Source organism: Enhygromyxa salina, assembly GCF_000737335.2.
Taxonomy (GTDB): Bacteria; Myxococcota_A; Polyangia; order Nannocystales; family Nannocystaceae; genus Plesiocystis; species Plesiocystis salina_C.
The window spans coordinates 1-15,986 of sequence record NZ_JMCC02000158.1 but is presented as its reverse complement, the minus strand read 5'-3'; the positions used below and the strand labels follow the sequence as shown (position 1 = coordinate 15,986).

The window sequence follows — 15,986 nt, the reverse complement described above, 5'->3', positions numbered from 1 at the left end:
TCTTCGTTAATCTCCACGTGCGTAGATACGCCGGGTTGGGACCGTCTGCGGCCTTGTGTGCGCTCCACGTTGGTGGGGGCCTTCGCCGATCCGAACACGCGGAGAGTCTCGAGTTCTCGCGTCGAACGCAGGCTCGAGTTCGATCGCAACAGCAGCGCCGAGAGCAGAAGAAGCACCGAGACGTCGCCACCAGAGGTAGCAACGCCCTCCGCCTGCTCGGATCGGCGATCACGTCCCACCAGAGGTAGCGACGTCCTCCGCCTGCTCGGATCGGCGATCACGTCCCACCCGAGTGGAGCGCACACAAGGCCGCAGATGACCCCAACCCGGCGTATCTACGCACGTGGAGATTAACGAAGAGAAGAACGGTCGGGCCAAGTCCAAGTGACGAGAGGAAGCGGGGTCACGAGACTGGAGTAGACCGTAGCCGGGTTGGGGTCGTCTGCAGCCAGTGCGCGGTCCGCATCGGCACACCGACCACTGCGAACAACCAACCAGTCCCCCTCACGCCATTCGCGCTGCCCAGCCGTCCCCCCTCGCCGGCCACGCGCAGCCAACGCATGCTGCGCATGCTCACTATTCAAACGCTGTAGCTACCCGAATTCGAGAAGCCCTGGAAAAGTCGGCGATCGGGGAGTACACCCCGAGCCGTGAGCAGCACCGCGTTTACCTTCGACACTGAGGACGTATTTTTCACCTACTTCGACCAGCTGAAGATCCACGAGCAGCTCGTCGAGTGTGAAAAATACGCGGACTTCGATCAGGACACCTACCAGACCACGGTCGAGGAGGCCTACAAGTTCGCGCGCGACGTGTTCGCGCCGCTCAACGCCAAGGGTGATCAGACCGGCTGCTCGCTCGACGCCGAAGGCAACGTGACCCTGCCCGAGGGCTACAAAGAAGCTTGGGATCAGATGCGCGAGGGCGGCTGGACAGCGCCGCGGGCCGACCCGGACTACGGCGGCTCGGGCATGCCCTATGTGATCGGGGCGTTCTTGAGCGAGGTGATGTCGGGCGCGAACATGTCGCTCCAGATGTACGTGGGGCTGTCTTCGGCGGCCGCGCGGGTGATCAAGAGCCACGGCCCCGAGCACCTGCGGCGGGCAGTCGCAGAGAAGATCTTCGCTGGCGAGTGGGGCGGGACCATGTGCCTGACCGAGGCCGACGCTGGCTCATCGGTCGGCGACAACCGGACCAAGGCCACGCCCAGCGCGGACGATCCCAACGTGTGGCTGCTCGAGGGTGAGAAGATCTTCATCACCGGTGGCGACTCGAACCTGGTCGAGAACATCTGCCACTTGGTCTTGGCGCGCACGCCCGGGTCGCCCGAGGGCACCAAGGGCTTGAGCCTGTTCATGGTCCCCAAGTTCTGGTTCGACGCGGAGTCGCTCGAGCTCGGCGAGCGAAACGGCGCCCACGTGCTCAAGCTCGAGCACAAGATGGGCATCAAGAGCTCGGCGACCTGCGTGCTCGGGATTGGCGCGCGCGGGCCGTGTCGCGGGTGGATGGTCGGCAAGGAGCGCGAAGGGATCCGCCTGATGTTCGAGATGATGAACGAGGCCCGGATCGGCGTGGGCGTGCAGGGCCTAGCGGCTGGCTCGGCGGCGTTCCAGTACGCGCGGGCCTACGTGCACGAGCGTGTGCAGGGCACCTCGCTCAAGCACATGCGTGATCCCAACGCCAAGCGCGTGCCGATCGTGCAGCACCCCGACGTTCGGCGGATGCTGATGAACCAAAAGGTGCTGGTCGAGACCATGCGCTCCATGGCCTACCGCTTGGCGCTGTCGGCCGACATCGCGGAGTCGCACCCCAACGAGGATCTGCGGGCCAAGACCCACCGTCGCGTGGATCTGCTGGTCCCAGTCGTCAAGTCGATGTGCACGGATCTGGGCTTCGACATCGCCGTCACGGCCGTGCAGATCTTCGGCGGCTACGGGTTCACGCAGGAGTTCCCGGTCGAGCAGCTGGTCCGCGACGCCAAGATCCAGTCGATCTACGAGGGCACCAACGGCATCCAGGCGCTGGACCTGCTCGGTCGCAAGATGCGGATGGAGGGCGGCCGCCTGTTCATGGAGTGGATGCAAGACGCCAAGGCCGATATCGAGGCCGCGCAGACCGAGGGCTTTGACGCTCAGGCCACGGCGCTGGGCAAGGCGATCGACGCGGTCGCGGCTGCAGCCATGCACATCGCCGGGGTCGGGCAAAAGGACATCGACGAGGCCATGCTGCAGGCGGTGCCGTTCCTGCAGGCGTTTGGCTACACGGTGCTCGGGCAAGAGGCGCTGGACCAGGCGCGGGTCGCCAAGCGCAAGATCGCCGCGCGAGGTGAGACCAACTTCTTGAAGGGCAAGCTGCTCAACCTCGACTACTTCACGGCCACGTTCTTGCCGCAGGTCACCGCGACCAGCAAGGCGATCCGCCACGGCGACGTGAGCTGCCTGGACCCGTCGCTGTTCACGGCCAATTAATCAGGCTGCACACGGCCGGGGCGTTGGCCGTGCAGATGTTGGCAACACACGAGGCGTCGACCGGGCACACCGCGTCGGCGCCACAGCCTTGGCCGAGCTCCCGGCGGGGCTGACAGGTCGTGTCCTTGCCGCCGTCGCAGTAGTTGCCCGGCCCGCACAAGAACCCATCGAAGCAAGGCTCGTCGGTGCCCGGCGCCGCGATGCACGTGGCGCTGCTCTGGTCGCAGATCAGGTCGTACGACGACGACCCGCACAGGTACTCGTTGTTGGGGTTGCAGGGGTCGCCGGCCTGCGGGCGGGCCACGCAGATGGCTTGCTCGCCGCCGTTCCAGGCGCAGTAGCTGCCCGCCTCACACGGCAGGGTCTCCCACTGGTACTCGCACACGCCGCCGATCGGCACGGGGAAGGTCGGGGCCTCGATGCAGACCTGATCGATGCAGGCGAGGCCCGGACTGCAGGTGTCGCCAAGGCCCATGGTCCAGCAGTCGGCGCCCGGACCTTGGGTGCCCTTCACGACCGGGCACGCACGCGGATCGTAGGGGGACTCGTGCTGGGCGGTGAGCGGGCCATGGCACTCCCAGTTCGTCCAGGTCTTGGCCAGCTCGCCGGCACACTCGGCGTTCCAGGTGCCGCTCTCGAGTATCGCGTCGAGATCCTGCTGGACCTGCTCGGTCTTTTGTTCGACGCAGTCGGCCTGATCCACGAACGCGGTCGAGTTTGCACACTCGCAGCTGAACAGGTCGCCGCAGATCTGCTCGGCGAGCGCTCGGGCGGCGTCGTCGGCCTCGATTGGAACCGCGGGCTCGTCCTCGTCTTTGGCTTCGGGATCAGTTGGCTGGCAGCCGAGCAAGAACAACACACCAAGGCCGACACAGGTCGAGGCAAGCAACTTAGACATGCTCCGAGCCTACCAGAGCCACGCGAGCGCCTACGAACCCGAGCGGGCGCGCCGTCTCACTTCAAAAAGGCGCGCGGCTCATGATCGATCCTTTGGGTCAGGGCACGGCGTCTACTCATCCCACGGAACGAGCTTACCTAGGTGCACGATGCGGGTGCCGATCGGCGCGACCGGATCGGCGGTCTTGCCGATCACGATCGCCTTGAACGGCGCCTTGTACTCTCCAACGATCTCGCCAAACAGGTTGACGATGTGGGCGATCGGCTGGCCCTTGCGGACCCGGGCGAGCAGCTCGGGGAACACCTCGAGCAGTCCGCCGTGCTCGCTGTAGACCCAGCTCGACTCGTTGCACAGCGGTGGGCGGCCGCCCAGGCCGAGCGGGCGCGAGAGCATCTCGAGGTGCCGCGCGATTCGGCGCAGGCCCTTGGTCGCGCGCATGACGATCTCGGGCTGCAGCACCTGCGGCGCCCCGAGCTCGAGGGTCACGCAGGGGACACCGAGCGCGTGGGCGGCCCCCCGCAGCGTCTTGGGGCTGGCGGTCTTGTTGACCACGAGGTCGGGCCGGGCCGCGATCGCGAGCTCGACCGAGACTGGATCGTCGAGGTCGACGCGGGCGTACACGGGGTTGGTCCGACCCGGGCCCGCGGTGTGGAGGTCGACCAGATAGTTGATGTGGGTCAAGAACTGCTCACGCAGGCGCATGATCACCAGCTGCGAGTCGGTGCCGCCGGCCTTGCCCGGGAACAAGCGGTTGAGATCGCGGGCGTCCGAGAACCCGCGACGGCGCAGCAAGAACCCGGGGATGTTGACCACGCTGATCCCGACGACCGTCCCGCGCAGGCGCTTGGGATCCAGCCCATGGACGAAGCGATGCACGGCGGGGATGCCGTTGAGCTCGTTGCCGTGGATCGCAGCGGTGAGCCCGAGCACCGGCCCCGGCTCGGCGCCCTTGACGACCAGCACGGGGATCCTCAATTGCTGACCCGCGGGATCGCGAAACAGATCCAGGTGCAGGTTGTGCCGGGTCCCCGGCTCGAGTTGGTCGAGATCGAGGCTCGAGACGATCTGGGGGGGCCCCGAGTGCATCGGCAGGCTCGGGGGCTCGGCGGTCTTGGGCGGCGGCGTGCTCACTGGCCGCGAGGATACTCTTACTGCTGAAACACGCACACTTCGAGGCCAACCTCGTCGGTGCAGATCATCCCGCTTGGGCACGCCTTCGCGCCGGAGCAGTCGAGCACGCAGACACCTTGGTCACCCGGGATCAGCGAAGAGCACGCGACCTCGGCCTCACCGTCTTCGGGCGGGGCCCAGCAGTCGCAGGTGTCGTCGCAGCGGCGGCCACACACCGCGATCGAGGGCATGTCTTGGGTGTCGACCACGCACAGCTTGGGCCCGTCGCCGACCATGCACGCCTCGGTCCCAGACCCACAGTCGCCAAACACTCCGGGCGGCGGGGTGCACTCGCCAGTGCCGTCGCCGTCGCCGTCACCCGACTCGGTGGTCGAGCCGGTGTCCGTCGCGGTCTCGGTGCCGGCGTTGGTGTCCATGGCGTCATCGCTCGCGCACCCACCAAGCCACACGAGGGCGACCAGCGCTCCGGCGAGCCACCTAGAAGCTTTCGTAGACAGGTTCACCGACGGCAGCGAGGTCATCTGCAGAGACTATCAGCGCGGCGCGCTGCGCTCTACGCCCGCGGAACACAGGCCATCTCCGGTGCCCAAGCTCACGCAAAACTCTCGGTTCTCGCCCGCGGTGGCTTTGGTCGAGCGGCCCGGATGACGCGCTATGCTCCGGCCCCGGACGCTTCGGACCGAAGTGACCGGCCGACTTCCAACCCCAGCAGGAGACCACCATGGCCATTCGACTTGGCGACACCGCCCCCAACTTCACCGCCACCACCACCCAGGGCGAGCTCAACTTTCACGAGTGGCTCGGCGACTCGTGGGGCATCTTGTTCTCGCACCCCAAGGACTACACCCCCGTGTGCACCACCGAGCTCGGTGAGGTCGCCCGGCTCAAGCCCGAGTTTGATCGACGCAACGTCAAGGTCGCGGGGCTGTCGGTCGACCCGATCGAGGATCACCACGGCTGGGCCGGCGACATCGAGGAGACCCAGGGGACCGCGTTGAACTTTCCGTTGATCGCGGACCCCAAGCGCGAGGTCGCGAATCTGTATGACATGATCCACGAGAAGGCCAACAACACGCTGACCGTTCGATCGGTGTTCGTGATCGCGCCCGACAAGACCGTCAAGCTCACGCTGACCTACCCGGCCAGCACCGGGCGTAACTTTCAAGAGATCCTGCGGACGATCGACAGCCTGCAGCTGACCGCGAATCACCAGGTCGCGACGCCGGTCAACTGGAAGCATGGTGATCGGGTGATCATCGTGCCGAGCTTGAGCGACGCTGACGCCAAGCAGAAGTTTGGCGAGTTCGAGACGGTCAAGCCGTACTTGCGCTACGTCAACGATCCCAGCTAGAGCTGTCTGTGCCCGACAGGCAACGCAGCCCCCTGTACCTCGTGCAGGGGGCTTCGTTGTGTTCATGTAGTCGCGCCTGTGGTCATCGAGCGCGTCGTCACCTCGTAGCCTCCTCGAGGCTCATGTCGCAGACGCTGAGTAGTCGGGCGGTACTGTTGGAGCGGTCTGCGGGCTGGGCGCAGTAGCTGTGGGGGGCACGCCCGAGTCCGCTGCGAGCACCTCGAACGGTGAGTGATCGCTGACTCGGTTGAACTGCCGAAACTTCTCGGGATGATCGAAGCGCGTCAAATTGGAGAGGATGAACGCCGCTTCACTGAGCCGGAGTTCCAGCTCCAACCGCACGCCCGAGTCGAGCGATATTCCGAGGTCCTCGCGGCGCGACATGAGCTCATATATGCGTCGTAGCTGCCACAGCGCGAGTTCTACCGTGACCTTCATTTTCGTGAGGTAGAGCTGCATCATCACGACGCAGACCACGAGCAGCGGCAGCGCGACGATGTACTTGAGTGCGCCGAAGTCTGTCAGGGCGACAGTCACGGAAGCAGCGACCGAGAGCCCCGCGATCATTCCCACTGCCATCAAACCACGCACCCACTCGTAGCGCTGATGTGCCGTCGTCGCCTTGGCGGTGTACTCTCCTAGCAGCCGAATCAAATCGACGTCGGAGATCTGCGCAGTGTCACTCATGTGCAGCCTCCGCTCGAATCAGCTCGAGCAGCGCGTGGTCGTGTCGGAGCTTGATCTTGTCGTCATAGCCGGAAGTCGTAGGGCGCAACATGTTGCCACCTCCGTCAACGAGGTTTCGATACAACAAAGATGCCGAGCCGATCTTGTGGCTGAAATTCTGGTCACCGAGCCGATTGCGAATACCTGTCACCGCGTTCGCATAGCGACCACCCTGGTAGAACGACCGGACTTGTTGGCGGTCGCCCCACCACAGGTCCTGCTTTGTCACGACGGTGATCAGCGAGAGCTTGTGAGGGGCGAGCGCGATCTGATCTGCAAAGCGCTCGATGGTGGCAATCTCCTGTTCACGCTGGCGCTCGAAGTACGCTGCGGCAAACGTCTCGATGTTCATCCCCGCTTCATATTGTGGTGACTCTTTGTAGGTCTGATCTCCCAATGGGTTCAAGCCCCAGGACACCACATGCAAGACGATCGACGTTTGGCCTGTGCCGATCTCGCGAAGCAGGTCGCTCCAGGTCGCAGCTCGCAGGCTCTCTTGGCCTGGTGGCACGAGGATCACACACGGCACGCCCCCTTGCAGCGAGTAGGTTTCGAGATGACTGGAATCCTTGTAGTCAGGCCCAACTTCTTTGCCCGCGAGCACGGCCCCGAGGGTCGACTTGCCCGCCCCTGCGGCGCCGAAGACGACCACCCGAGCATTGCCCCGAGTCACCCGTTTCCACAGCCACTGCCCGATCTCCCGGATCTTGCGTCGATGCTCGTATGCCGTCAGCGCGGCGTCGATGCCCTCGGAGAACATGGAAGGACGGTACCACGGCCCTCACGGCGCCACCATAGCAGGGGGGCGCATACTTCGCAGGTGTGGTCATCCGGCACTTGGCCCGCTCGCATGAGTCGTGGTGCTCTCATGTCGGCAGCCACTGGGCGACGTGGCGGGTGACTCGTGGCAGCCATGGAGTTGGGCGACGCCGAACGAGCCGACCGCTGAGACACCACCTCGTCAGCGGAGCAGGAGTACAAACCGAGCGGTCGGACGACTCGCCCGCTGTGTTGGCTGCACGCCCGCTGAGAGTCTGCGACAAACACCAATCCGGTCGACTGCGCGAGTCGTTCGAGAGCGGGGCGAACCACTGGCGGTCGCTCGGTGTCATCTGCGGCGTAGTAGAACTTGGTGGCGACGCTGCTGAAACGCAAAACTACGGGTCCGCACGCGGTCTGAATCGGGTAATCCGTATCGCCGCTCGGGGGGGGAGCGTGCGCCTTCGTCATGCAGTTCACCGAGGTGAAACGGCCGACGCCCGGCGCACCCTAATAGTGAATTAGTGGTGGCGCGCTCACTTGGACTCGTTCAATTCTATCGCCGCCCGAATCAACGCCTTGAAGGCCTTCTCATCCACCTTCACCCCTTCGAAGAAGTCGATGGCGCGGCGCACGTTGCCCTCGAGGCTCGAATTGAACAGGCCTGAGGGATCCTTCAGCGCGGCACCCTTCGCAAACGTCGTCTTGACCTTGTCCCGGTAGGTCTCACCGGTGCAGATCAGGCCGTTGTGTGACCAGACTGGCGTTCCCCGCCACTTCAGCTCCTCGACGACGTTGGGGGCTGCCTCCTTGATGAGCGCGCGCAGCCGCGACAGCGTCTCGCCCCTCCAGTCGCCCAGCGCCGCGAGCTTTGCATCGATCAGCTCGGATGCAGACTCCGAGCTTGGCTTCTTCGCGGCCGGCTTCTTTGCGGCCGGCTTCTTTGCGGCCGGCTTCTTTGCGGCCGGCTTCTTTGCGGCCGGCTTCTTCGCGGATGCCTTCTTGACGGTCGACCTCTTCGTCCCTGACATATGGTTCATCGTAGCGCAGCGGCGGCGGCCGCGGCAGGTACGAGTCAGGGCTCGCTCTGCGCTGCGCCAACCCACACGACACGTCTGGATACCCACCATCATGCAGAACACCGACGCAGCAGGAATCTACGTCAGGGCGGGGACGGTCGACGCGGGGACGGTTGCCCGCGCCGTAGAGGCATTCTGGCGCCATCGAGGTGTTCGTCAGGCTCGAGGCGAGCGGCATGCCAGACGACAAAGCCTGGAACAATCTGTGCTTCGTGCTCGCCAGTTCGACGCCCGCGGCTTGTTGGGTGATCGGTTGGATCGCTATGTGGAGATCGCAACCGAGCGAGCGCCCCATAACCCGTTCATCTTTCATAATCTCGCTTGTGTACAGTTGCGGCTTGGTGATCGCGCGGCGGCCCTTGCTTATGTGGAAGGGGCGATCACCTGGGGCTACCCCCGCCTCGAGCAATTGCGCGAGGACCCAGACCTCGCGCAGTTGCGAGACACAAAGCGCTGGCGCGAGGCCTGGGCGAGCTTCGACGAACGAGAGGCCGCGCGGATAGCGAGCACTCGCGAGCGCCGAGAGTCCGTGACCCCCGCGTCGACCTTGAACGGCGCCGACGGCAGCCGCAGACGCGTGGTCGCTTCGCTGCACGGGGCAGGGGAGGTGTGGCCCGTTGGCTGAGATCAGCGCAGCCGAAGCGTGTACGTGTGCGCGCCGCCCTCGTGGGTCGCGGGGAACTCGACCCGATACACGCGCTTGACGACGCAGCGACCAAGCTGGGTGTCGGAGAGCCCGCCAACCACGCGGGCGAAGCTGACCTCGCCGTCGGGGGCAACCTTGAGCGAGACCTTGAGCGTGCGACGCATGCGGCTGTCGAGGCAGTTGGCGACGATGTCGGCGCGGGCGTCGACCATCGCTTCGCGAAAGTCCTTGTCGCTGAGGGACGCCGCCTTGGGCCGGGTGGGTCCGGGCGCGGTTGTCCCGGGGGGGAGCGCGGCCGCGAGCGCGTCTTCGACAGAGTTGTTCGCGCTTGCTGGCGCGGGGCTGGGCGCGGCTTGGGGCGAGGTTGCTTCCCTGGCTTCGGGCTCGTGGGCGGGCTTGGCGTTGGCCTTGGCGTCGTCGCTGGCGTTGGCCTTGGCGTCGTCGTCGAGCTCGGCGTGGGCGAGCTGCTGCTCGTGCGCTTCTCGATTGTTGACGAGCAGCTTCCAGGCCACGAACAGCAACAGGTCGAAGCATAGAAAGGCGATGATCGCGACCTCGAGCTTGCCGAATCGCCGCTTCTTCGCTGGCGGCGGCGGGGCGCCGAGAGTGTGGGGACTTGGGGCGGGCTGCGGGACGACGACCGTCTGCGGGGTCTGAGTCGCTTGCGAGGGGAGGACCGCGGGCATCGCCGCCGAGTCGACGGCGGGCATCACCGCAGGGCTGCCGTCGGGTGTGGTCTCGGGCGAGGCGGATGGGGTGACCGCAGGGGCAGGTGTGACGGACGCGGGGGCAGGGGAGGCGAGCGCAGCTGGTGCGGGCGCGGTGGGTTGGGCTGAAGGAGCAGGCCGTCCCACGGTCGGGGATGGCGGAGGCGGAGGCGGTGCCGCGACCTTTGGCGGCGGGGTCACAGGCGGGGTCGCGGGCTTGATCGCAGGCGCGAGCGGCGTGGTCGGTTGTCGCGCCCCGCCAGCCAACACCGTGCTGGGCGGAGGCGGGGCGGCGGGCGAGCTCAGGTACACCGGCCCCTTGCCCGACGCCGCCGGCTTGGCCGCGGGCGCGATCCGGGCGGTCGGCGTGCGCGAGACGTTGGGGCCTTGGGCGACCGGGGCCGTGCTCGGAGCCGGCGCCAGCGTCCGTCGCGGCGCGACCTCGCCCTGTCCGGGCATCGCCTGCAGCAGCGCCGAAAATTCATGGGCGGTCGCAAGCCGCTCGTCCTTGTGCTTGGCCAACGCGAGGTGCAGCAGCGCCTCGATCTCTGCCGGGGCGCCCCGTCGGATCAGCTCGGGCAGCGCGGTGGTGACGTGGGCGTTGGCGACCTCGATCGGATCCCCCACGAACGGCGGCGCGCCCGAGACCAGCTCCCACAACATCACGCCGAGCGCGTAGACGTCGGCGCGGGCGTCTGGGGTCTCGTCGCGAACTTGCTCCGGCGCGAGGTAGGCGGTGTTGCCAGCGAGCGGGCTGACGTTGGTGACGGGCTCCCCCGCGGGCCGGGTCAGCGCGGGCGCCAAGCCAAAGTCGACGACGTGGACGCTGTCGTCGGGACCCAGCAAGATCCGCGAGAGCCCAAGCGCGCCATGCAGCACGCCCTTGGCGTGGGCGGCGGTCAGGGCCTTGGCGGTCTGCTCGATGATCGCCTTGATTCTTGGCCACGTGAGCGCGCCGTCGACATCGTCGAGCGGGACGGCGTCGTCGACCCAGGGCGTGACGAGGAACAGGCGGCCGTCGAGGTCCTCGCCGTAGTCGATGAAATCCACCACGCGGGGATCTTCGACCTGCGCGGTGCTGCGGGTCTCGAAGAAGCTCTCGCGCACGCGGGGGTGGCTGAATTCGCGATCGAGGCGCATCACGCAGACGCGGGCGTCCATCGCCGAGTCGTGGGCCTCGTAGACCTGACCAAAGCCCCGATCACCGAGATAGCCGACCACCCGGTAGCGGTGGGCCACGACCGTGTTTGGTTGCAGGTGATCGCGTGGAGCGTCGCTCATGGTTTTCAGCTCGGGCGAGGGCTTCTCGCCCGCTTGCGGATGCTTTCGTAGACTGGTTCACCCTGGGCAGCGAACATCGCCGGCGCGGATCCGACGAGTGGCAGCACCACCAGGCGGGTTCCGAATCAGCGTATCAAAGATCTATCGACCGAGTGGTGCGAATGCTCGTATGCATGCACCCGCGCAATGGCGCGCCTGTGTGAGCAGCGTAATCAGCCTCGCAAAATATGCAGGCGGCCTGCTCACTTGCGACGGTTCTTACGGCGTGCGCTCTTCTCTTTTTTGCGCTTGCCCTTGTCCTTCGCCTTGTCTTTGGGCCGCTTGCTCCCGCCGCCCGCGTCCCCAAACAAGCTGGCGAGGTCGGGCATCCCGGCGCCCCCGCCAAGTCCACCTGCGCCCCCGGGCATCCCGGGGATCCCGGGCATGCCGCCGGGCATGCCGCCGCCGCCCATCAGGGCTTGCATCGCTTGCGGATCCTTCGCGAGCTTGCGGACCGCGTTGAGCTGCTTGGCCTGCTTGAGGCCGGGGATCTTGCCGAGCAGGCCGCCGCCGCCGCCGCCCATCAGATCGCCAAGCATACCGAACATGTCGCGCATGACCATGAATCGCGAGACCAGCGCGAGCACGTCGTCGGGCTGATGCCCGCAGCCACCCGCGACCCGCTGCAAGCGGCTGACAACGAAGTCTTCGGGGGCCAGCTGATCCGGGGACTTGGGCTTGCGGGGCCGCTTGTTGCGACGCGTGAGCTTGGCGTGGGCGGGCGTGCTCGAGCGCGCGCTCTCTTGCAAGAACAGCTCGGGATCTTGGCGCTCGCGCCGGGTCATCGAGTTGATCATCGCCTCGATCTTGACCAGCTCGCCGTCGTCGGCGGCCTGCTCGAGCACCTCGTCGGGGATGTCGCCGCCGAACAGCTGACCCATCGGCATCTTGGCCATCAGGTCCTTCATCGAGCCCATCGACTGCAGGGTCTTGATCTGGGCCAGGAAGTCGTCCATCCCGAACCCGCCGCCGAGCATTTTTTCGGCGTCGGCGGTGGCCTTTTCTTCGTCGACGACCTCTTGGAAGTCGTGCATCAGGCCGACGAGGTCGCCCATGCCCAGGATCCGGCCCGCGAGGCCCTCGGGCCGGAATTCCTCGAGCTTGTCGAGGTTCTCGCCCATGCCCAGAAACTTGATCGGCTTGCCGGTCGCGGCCTTGATCGACAGCGCCGCGCCGCCGCGGGCGTCACCGTCGAGCTTGGTCAGGATCACGCCCGTCAAGTTCAGGCGCTCATCGAAGGCCTTGGCGGTGGTGACCGCGTCTTGGCCGATCATCGCGTCAATGACCAAGAAGATGTTGGCCGGGTGCACGCTCGACTCGATGTTCTCGAGCTCGGCCATGAGCGTGTCGTCGATCGTCAGACGCCCAGCGGTGTCATAGATGACGAAGTCGACGCTCTTGGCGGCGGCCTCTTGCGTGGCGTCGCGGCAGATGTCGACGGGGTTGGCCCCGGGGCGAGCAAACACGGGCACGCCAAGCCGCTCGCCAAGCACCTGCAGCTGGTGGATCGCCGCGGGCCGGTACACATCGGCCGCGACCAGCATGACCGAGTGACCGTCCCGTTGCAGCTTGCGCGCGAGCTTGCCGGTCGTGGTGGTCTTGCCCGAGCCCTGCAGCCCGACCATCATGATCCCGGTGATGCCCTTGCTCGCCCGCGCGAGGGTCGTGTCGACCGGGCCCATCAGCTCGACGAGCGCGTCGTGGCAGATCTGGACGAAGTGATCCTCGGCGCGGACCCGGACCTTCTTGTTGTCCTTGCCCTTCGCAACCAGCTGGACCTGCTCGCCGAGCGCCCGCTCCTTGACGGCCCGCAGGAACTTCTTGACCGTGCGAAATTCGACGTCGGCCTCGAGCAAGCTCAGGCGCACGTCCTTGAGCGCAGCGTCGACGACGTCTTCAGTGAGCTCGCCCTTGCCAGTCAGACGCTCGCGGGCTGCCCGAAAACCCTTGGAAATGGTCTCGAACACGAGGGGTTGGATAGCATAGAAGCGGGCGGGCTCCGACAGCGGCGCTTGTGGGCTCCTGGGGCCAGTGCGAGGCTGTTCAGGTGACCCAGGCCGGCAAGGCGGACCCCCCAGCGAACGCGGCCAGCGGGACGTCGACCGCGATGGTGCCGCTGGGCGTGGGGGTGGCGGTGCTGGCGATCTCTTCGGCCGCCCCGGTGATCCGGCTCGCAGCGCCGCTGGGCCCCGAGGTCATCGCGTGTCTGCGCGTGAGCGTGAGCGCGCTCGTGCTCGCGCTCATCACCCACCGCGCCACGGCGCGCGCGCTCCGGTTGCTCGCCAGCTCGCGCCGCGACGCGCTGTGGACGATCCTCGCCGGCCTGTGTCTCGCCGCCCACTTTGGCGCGTGGATCGCCTCACTGAGCTTGACGACCGTGGTCCGCTCGGTCGCCCTGGTCTCGACGACCCCGCTGTTCGCCGGCCTGTTCGCCCGCGCCCTCGGGGATCGGGCGCCGCTGCGCCTGTACGTGGGCACCGCGGTGGCGATCGCCGGGACCTTGATCATGGTCGAGCCCGGCGCAGCCAGCTCGGAGCAGGCATGGCTAGGTGATCTACTGGCGCTCTCGGGAGCCGTGACCGCCGCGCTGTACCTGGCGATCGGTCGCAAGGTCCACGCCCAGCTCGGCGACGCGCTGCCGGTTGAGGGCTACTTCGTGTGCGTGAACATGGTGGCCGCGGTCGCGCTGTGGATATTTGCGCTGACCCGCGGAGCCGAACTGGCGCCGCTTGGCGTGACGCAGACCGACTACCTGGCCGTGCTGTGGCTCGGGTTGGCCCCGGGGATCGTCGGACACGGACTGCTGAACTGGGCGGTCCGCCGAGTCCCCGTTCATGTGGTGAGCCTCGCGGCGCTGCTCGAGCCCGCGGGGGCGGGGCTCCTGGCTTGGGGGGTGCTCGCGGAGGTTCCGGCTGCGCGCGAGATCCTGGGGGCGGTGCTGTTGATCGTCGGTGTGTCTGTGGGGGCGTGGCGGCGATCTTGAATTTTGGAGGGTGGGTTGGTTGTTTTGCGGAGTTGGTTGTGCCGGGGGGGAGCGCGCACTGGCTGCAGACGGCCCGAACCCGGCTACGGTCTACTCCAGTCTCGTGACCCCGCTTCCTTTGGGGTCTGCTGATTGGCCCGACCGCGCTTCTCTTCGTTAATCTCCACGTGCGTAGATACGCCGGGTTCGGGCCGTCTGCGGCCTTTCGTGCGCTCTACGTTTTGCGAACGTTTGTGCCGATCCTCATGGGTGGGGGGCTGTCGTGCGCGGAGGTTCACGTGCTCAGGCGGACTTTGGTTGTGTTCGGTCATCAGGCAGAGTGTTGCATGCGGGCAGTGTTGCCCTGCGGGCAGTGTTGCCCCGCGAGCAGTGTTGCCCCGCGAGCAGTGTTGCCATGCGGGCAGTGTCGCCATGCGAGCAGTGTTCGGTCATTCAGGCGACCGATCACCACGACACCCCCCAAGAGTCAGATCCCTCTTCGTCCCCCCAAAAAGGGGGCGGCCCAACCTCACCCATCTAGCGCCCACAGTCCAAGGGCGCCCGCATGCTCGGATCGGAGAAACCGCCGGCAAAACGAGGAGCGCACGAAAGGCCGCAGACGGCCCGAACCCGGCGTATCTACGCACGTGGAGATTAACGAAGAGAAGCGCGGTCGGGCCAATCAGCAGACCCCAAAGGAAGCGGGGTCACGAGACTGGAGTAGACCGTAGCCGGGTTCGGGCCGTCTGCAGCCAGTGCGCGGTCCCCATCGCCACAACCATCTCCGCAAACAACCAATCCCCCCCCAAAAAACTCACCCGCTAAATTCAGCCCGCCCCCGCGCACTCCACCATTCGATCCACTTGCGGATGCCAATCTCCCGCTCCTGCTTGTTGCCAGCCGCCAAAAAATTAATCCGCTGCCCCGTGATGCGCCGCAGCTCATCCGCCGCCCAACGCCGGACCGAGAGATCCTTGTGAGCCAAGCTCGACATGATCCACTCGATGCGGTGGTGCTGATGGTTGTCGGCGTACCAGTTGTGCCAGCGGTGCGGCTTGAGCCCCAATTGTTGGCCGGTGATCGAGCACAGCGACTCCAGCGAGGCTTCTTGGATGTAGCGCTCTTTGCTGGTCAGCAGATCGATCAGCTTGGGGACCGCCGCGATGTCGCGGACGGTACCGATCGCGCGGGTCGAGTGCAGCTGGCGGGTGCGGTTGGGGCTGTCGAGCTCGGCGCGGATGACCTTGATCGTGTCGCCGAAGTGGGGTTCGCCCGAGTAGGTCTCGAGCACGCGCATTGCGATGGCGCGCACGTCGGCGTCGGGGTCGAACGCGAGCTCGCCCAGCGCGGGGATCGCTAGCTCGTGGCGCAGCTCCATGAACACGAACGCGATGTAGAAGCGAACCGTGGGGTTGGGGTGGTGGATGACCTCGACGAGGTAGGGGGCGAGGGCGTCGCCGAGATCGAGGGCGACGCGGATCAGCGCGCCGTGAGCTGGCAGCGGCGGCAGGGTGTCGAGATCGCGGCGGTGGACGTCGAGCTCGCCCGGGAACTGCTTGGCGACGCGGCGCATGGCTGGCTCGCCGAGCTCGCGCAGGTGTTGGATCGCGGAGCTGTCTCCGCGGGTCGCCGACTGGATCGCGGCGTCGATCTCTTTCAGCTTGGTGTCGGGCTTGCGCGGGCGATCTTCGTCGTCGAGCTGGATCCGGCCGCGGATCGAGCCGGGGTCGCGCTGGCCAAATGGGGGCGACAGTGAGGTGACGCCCGGTGAGGTTGGGGCCGCGGGTGATGTCGAGGGCGGCGCGGGCTCGCTCGCGGTGGGGCGCTGTCGGATCGGTGGCTTGTCCAACGCGGGCGCCGCGGGCTGCGGGCTTGGCTCTTGCCGCCGGTCTCCGGGTCCAGGCAACGCGCGCGCCAGCCAAGCTCACGGGCGATCTGC

General features: G+C 66.5%; 13 protein-coding genes. 4 read left to right on the top strand and 9 right to left on the bottom strand.

Annotated elements, in window-relative coordinates; genetic code table 11:
* Positions 1 to 650 precede the first annotated feature (650 nt).
* A complete protein-coding gene (locus tag DB30_RS38165) occupies positions 651 to 2,468 on the top strand; it encodes an acyl-CoA dehydrogenase family protein (protein ID WP_052558705.1) in 1,818 nt (605 codons plus the stop codon).
* On the opposite strand, the gene DB30_RS38160 is transcribed toward DB30_RS38165, so the two are convergent.
* The 3 genes from DB30_RS38160 to DB30_RS38150 all read right to left on the bottom strand — a co-directional run bounded on the left by DB30_RS38160 (position 2,455) and on the right by DB30_RS38150 (position 5,018).
* On the bottom strand, positions 2,455 to 3,366 hold the full coding sequence (locus DB30_RS38160; protein WP_146662509.1) for a Dickkopf N-terminal cysteine-rich domain-containing protein: 912 nt from the start codon (positions 3,364 to 3,366) through the stop codon (positions 2,455 to 2,457). The two genes, DB30_RS38165 and DB30_RS38160, sit on opposite strands and share 14 nt — an antisense overlap.
* Positions 3,367 to 3,477: 111 nt before the next feature.
* Positions 3,478 to 4,497, bottom strand: coding sequence for a succinylglutamate desuccinylase/aspartoacylase family protein (locus DB30_RS38155; protein ID WP_052558702.1), 1,020 nt, complete (start codon positions 4,495 to 4,497; stop codon positions 3,478 to 3,480).
* Between the two features lie 17 nt (positions 4,498 to 4,514).
* Positions 4,515 to 5,018, bottom strand: coding sequence for a hypothetical protein (locus tag DB30_RS38150; RefSeq protein WP_146662507.1), 504 nt, complete (start codon positions 5,016 to 5,018; stop codon positions 4,515 to 4,517).
* Between the two features lie 200 nt (positions 5,019 to 5,218).
* Between DB30_RS38150 and DB30_RS38145 the strand changes: the two genes are divergently transcribed.
* Complete coding sequence (locus DB30_RS38145) at positions 5,219 to 5,848, top strand: peroxiredoxin (protein ID WP_052558699.1); 630 nt, start codon at positions 5,219 to 5,221, stop codon at positions 5,846 to 5,848.
* Positions 5,849 to 5,968: 120 nt separating this feature from the next.
* Here DB30_RS38145 and DB30_RS38140 read toward each other — a convergent pair whose 3' ends face one another.
* From DB30_RS38140 to DB30_RS38130, 3 genes are all read right to left on the bottom strand, one after another.
* Positions 5,969 to 6,535 carry a hypothetical protein gene (locus DB30_RS38140; RefSeq protein WP_052558697.1) on the bottom strand — a complete coding sequence of 189 codons (567 nt, stop codon included), beginning with the start codon at positions 6,533 to 6,535 and terminating at the stop codon, positions 5,969 to 5,971.
* Positions 6,528 to 7,334, bottom strand: a complete 807-nt coding sequence (locus DB30_RS38135) for a Rab family GTPase (protein WP_052558694.1) — start codon at positions 7,332 to 7,334, stop codon at positions 6,528 to 6,530. The genes DB30_RS38140 and DB30_RS38135 overlap by 8 nt, the downstream gene beginning before the upstream one ends.
* Before the next feature lie 535 nt (positions 7,335 to 7,869).
* A complete protein-coding gene (locus DB30_RS38130) occupies positions 7,870 to 8,364 on the bottom strand; it encodes a DUF1801 domain-containing protein (RefSeq protein WP_146662505.1) in 495 nt (164 codons plus the stop codon).
* A gap of 100 nt (positions 8,365 to 8,464) precedes the next feature.
* Here DB30_RS38130 and DB30_RS38125 point away from each other — a divergent pair, with 100 nt between their 5' ends.
* Complete coding sequence (locus tag DB30_RS38125) at positions 8,465 to 9,037, top strand: TPR end-of-group domain-containing protein (RefSeq protein ID WP_146662503.1); 573 nt, start codon at positions 8,465 to 8,467, stop codon at positions 9,035 to 9,037.
* A 2-nt stretch (positions 9,038 to 9,039) separates the two neighbouring features.
* On the opposite strand, the gene DB30_RS38120 is transcribed toward DB30_RS38125, so the two are convergent.
* On the bottom strand, positions 9,040 to 11,046 hold the full coding sequence (locus DB30_RS38120; protein ID WP_052558690.1) for a protein kinase domain-containing protein: 2,007 nt from the start codon (positions 11,044 to 11,046) through the stop codon (positions 9,040 to 9,042).
* A gap of 242 nt (positions 11,047 to 11,288) precedes the next feature.
* Positions 11,289 to 13,052 (bottom strand): signal recognition particle protein, encoded by a 1,764-nt coding sequence (locus DB30_RS38115; protein WP_052558688.1) that lies wholly within the window; start codon positions 13,050 to 13,052, stop codon positions 11,289 to 11,291.
* Between the two features lie 80 nt (positions 13,053 to 13,132).
* On the opposite strand from DB30_RS38115, the gene DB30_RS38110 reads away from it, so the two are divergent.
* Positions 13,133 to 14,068, top strand: coding sequence for a DMT family transporter (locus tag DB30_RS38110; RefSeq protein ID WP_052558687.1), 936 nt, complete (start codon positions 13,133 to 13,135; stop codon positions 14,066 to 14,068).
* A 793-nt stretch (positions 14,069 to 14,861) separates the two neighbouring features.
* On the opposite strand, the gene DB30_RS38105 is transcribed toward DB30_RS38110, so the two are convergent.
* Complete coding sequence (locus tag DB30_RS38105) at positions 14,862 to 15,953, bottom strand: hypothetical protein (protein ID WP_146662501.1); 1,092 nt, start codon at positions 15,951 to 15,953, stop codon at positions 14,862 to 14,864.
* Positions 15,954 to 15,986: the final 33 nt, after the last annotated feature.

Excerpts from the sequence above, each read along its gene's own strand:
- DB30_RS38160 (WP_146662509.1), bottom strand. The coding sequence starts at position 3,366 with ATGTCTAAGTTGCTTGCCTCGACCTGTGTCGGCCTTGGTGTGTTGTTC.
- DB30_RS38150 (WP_146662507.1), bottom strand. The coding sequence starts at position 5,018 with ATGACCTCGCTGCCGTCGGTGAACCTGTCTACGAAAGCTTCTAGGTGG.
- DB30_RS38145 (WP_052558699.1), top strand. The coding sequence starts at position 5,219 with ATGGCCATTCGACTTGGCGACACCGCCCCCAACTTCACCGCCACCACC.
- DB30_RS38140 (WP_052558697.1), bottom strand. The coding sequence starts at position 6,535 with ATGAGTGACACTGCGCAGATCTCCGACGTCGATTTGATTCGGCTGCTA.
- DB30_RS38135 (WP_052558694.1), bottom strand. The coding sequence starts at position 7,334 with ATGTTCTCCGAGGGCATCGACGCCGCGCTGACGGCATACGAGCATCGA.
- DB30_RS38130 (WP_146662505.1), bottom strand. The coding sequence starts at position 8,364 with ATGTCAGGGACGAAGAGGTCGACCGTCAAGAAGGCATCCGCGAAGAAG.
- DB30_RS38125 (WP_146662503.1), top strand. The coding sequence starts at position 8,465 with ATGCAGAACACCGACGCAGCAGGAATCTACGTCAGGGCGGGGACGGTC.
- DB30_RS38120 (WP_052558690.1), bottom strand. The coding sequence starts at position 11,046 with ATGAGCGACGCTCCACGCGATCACCTGCAACCAAACACGGTCGTGGCC.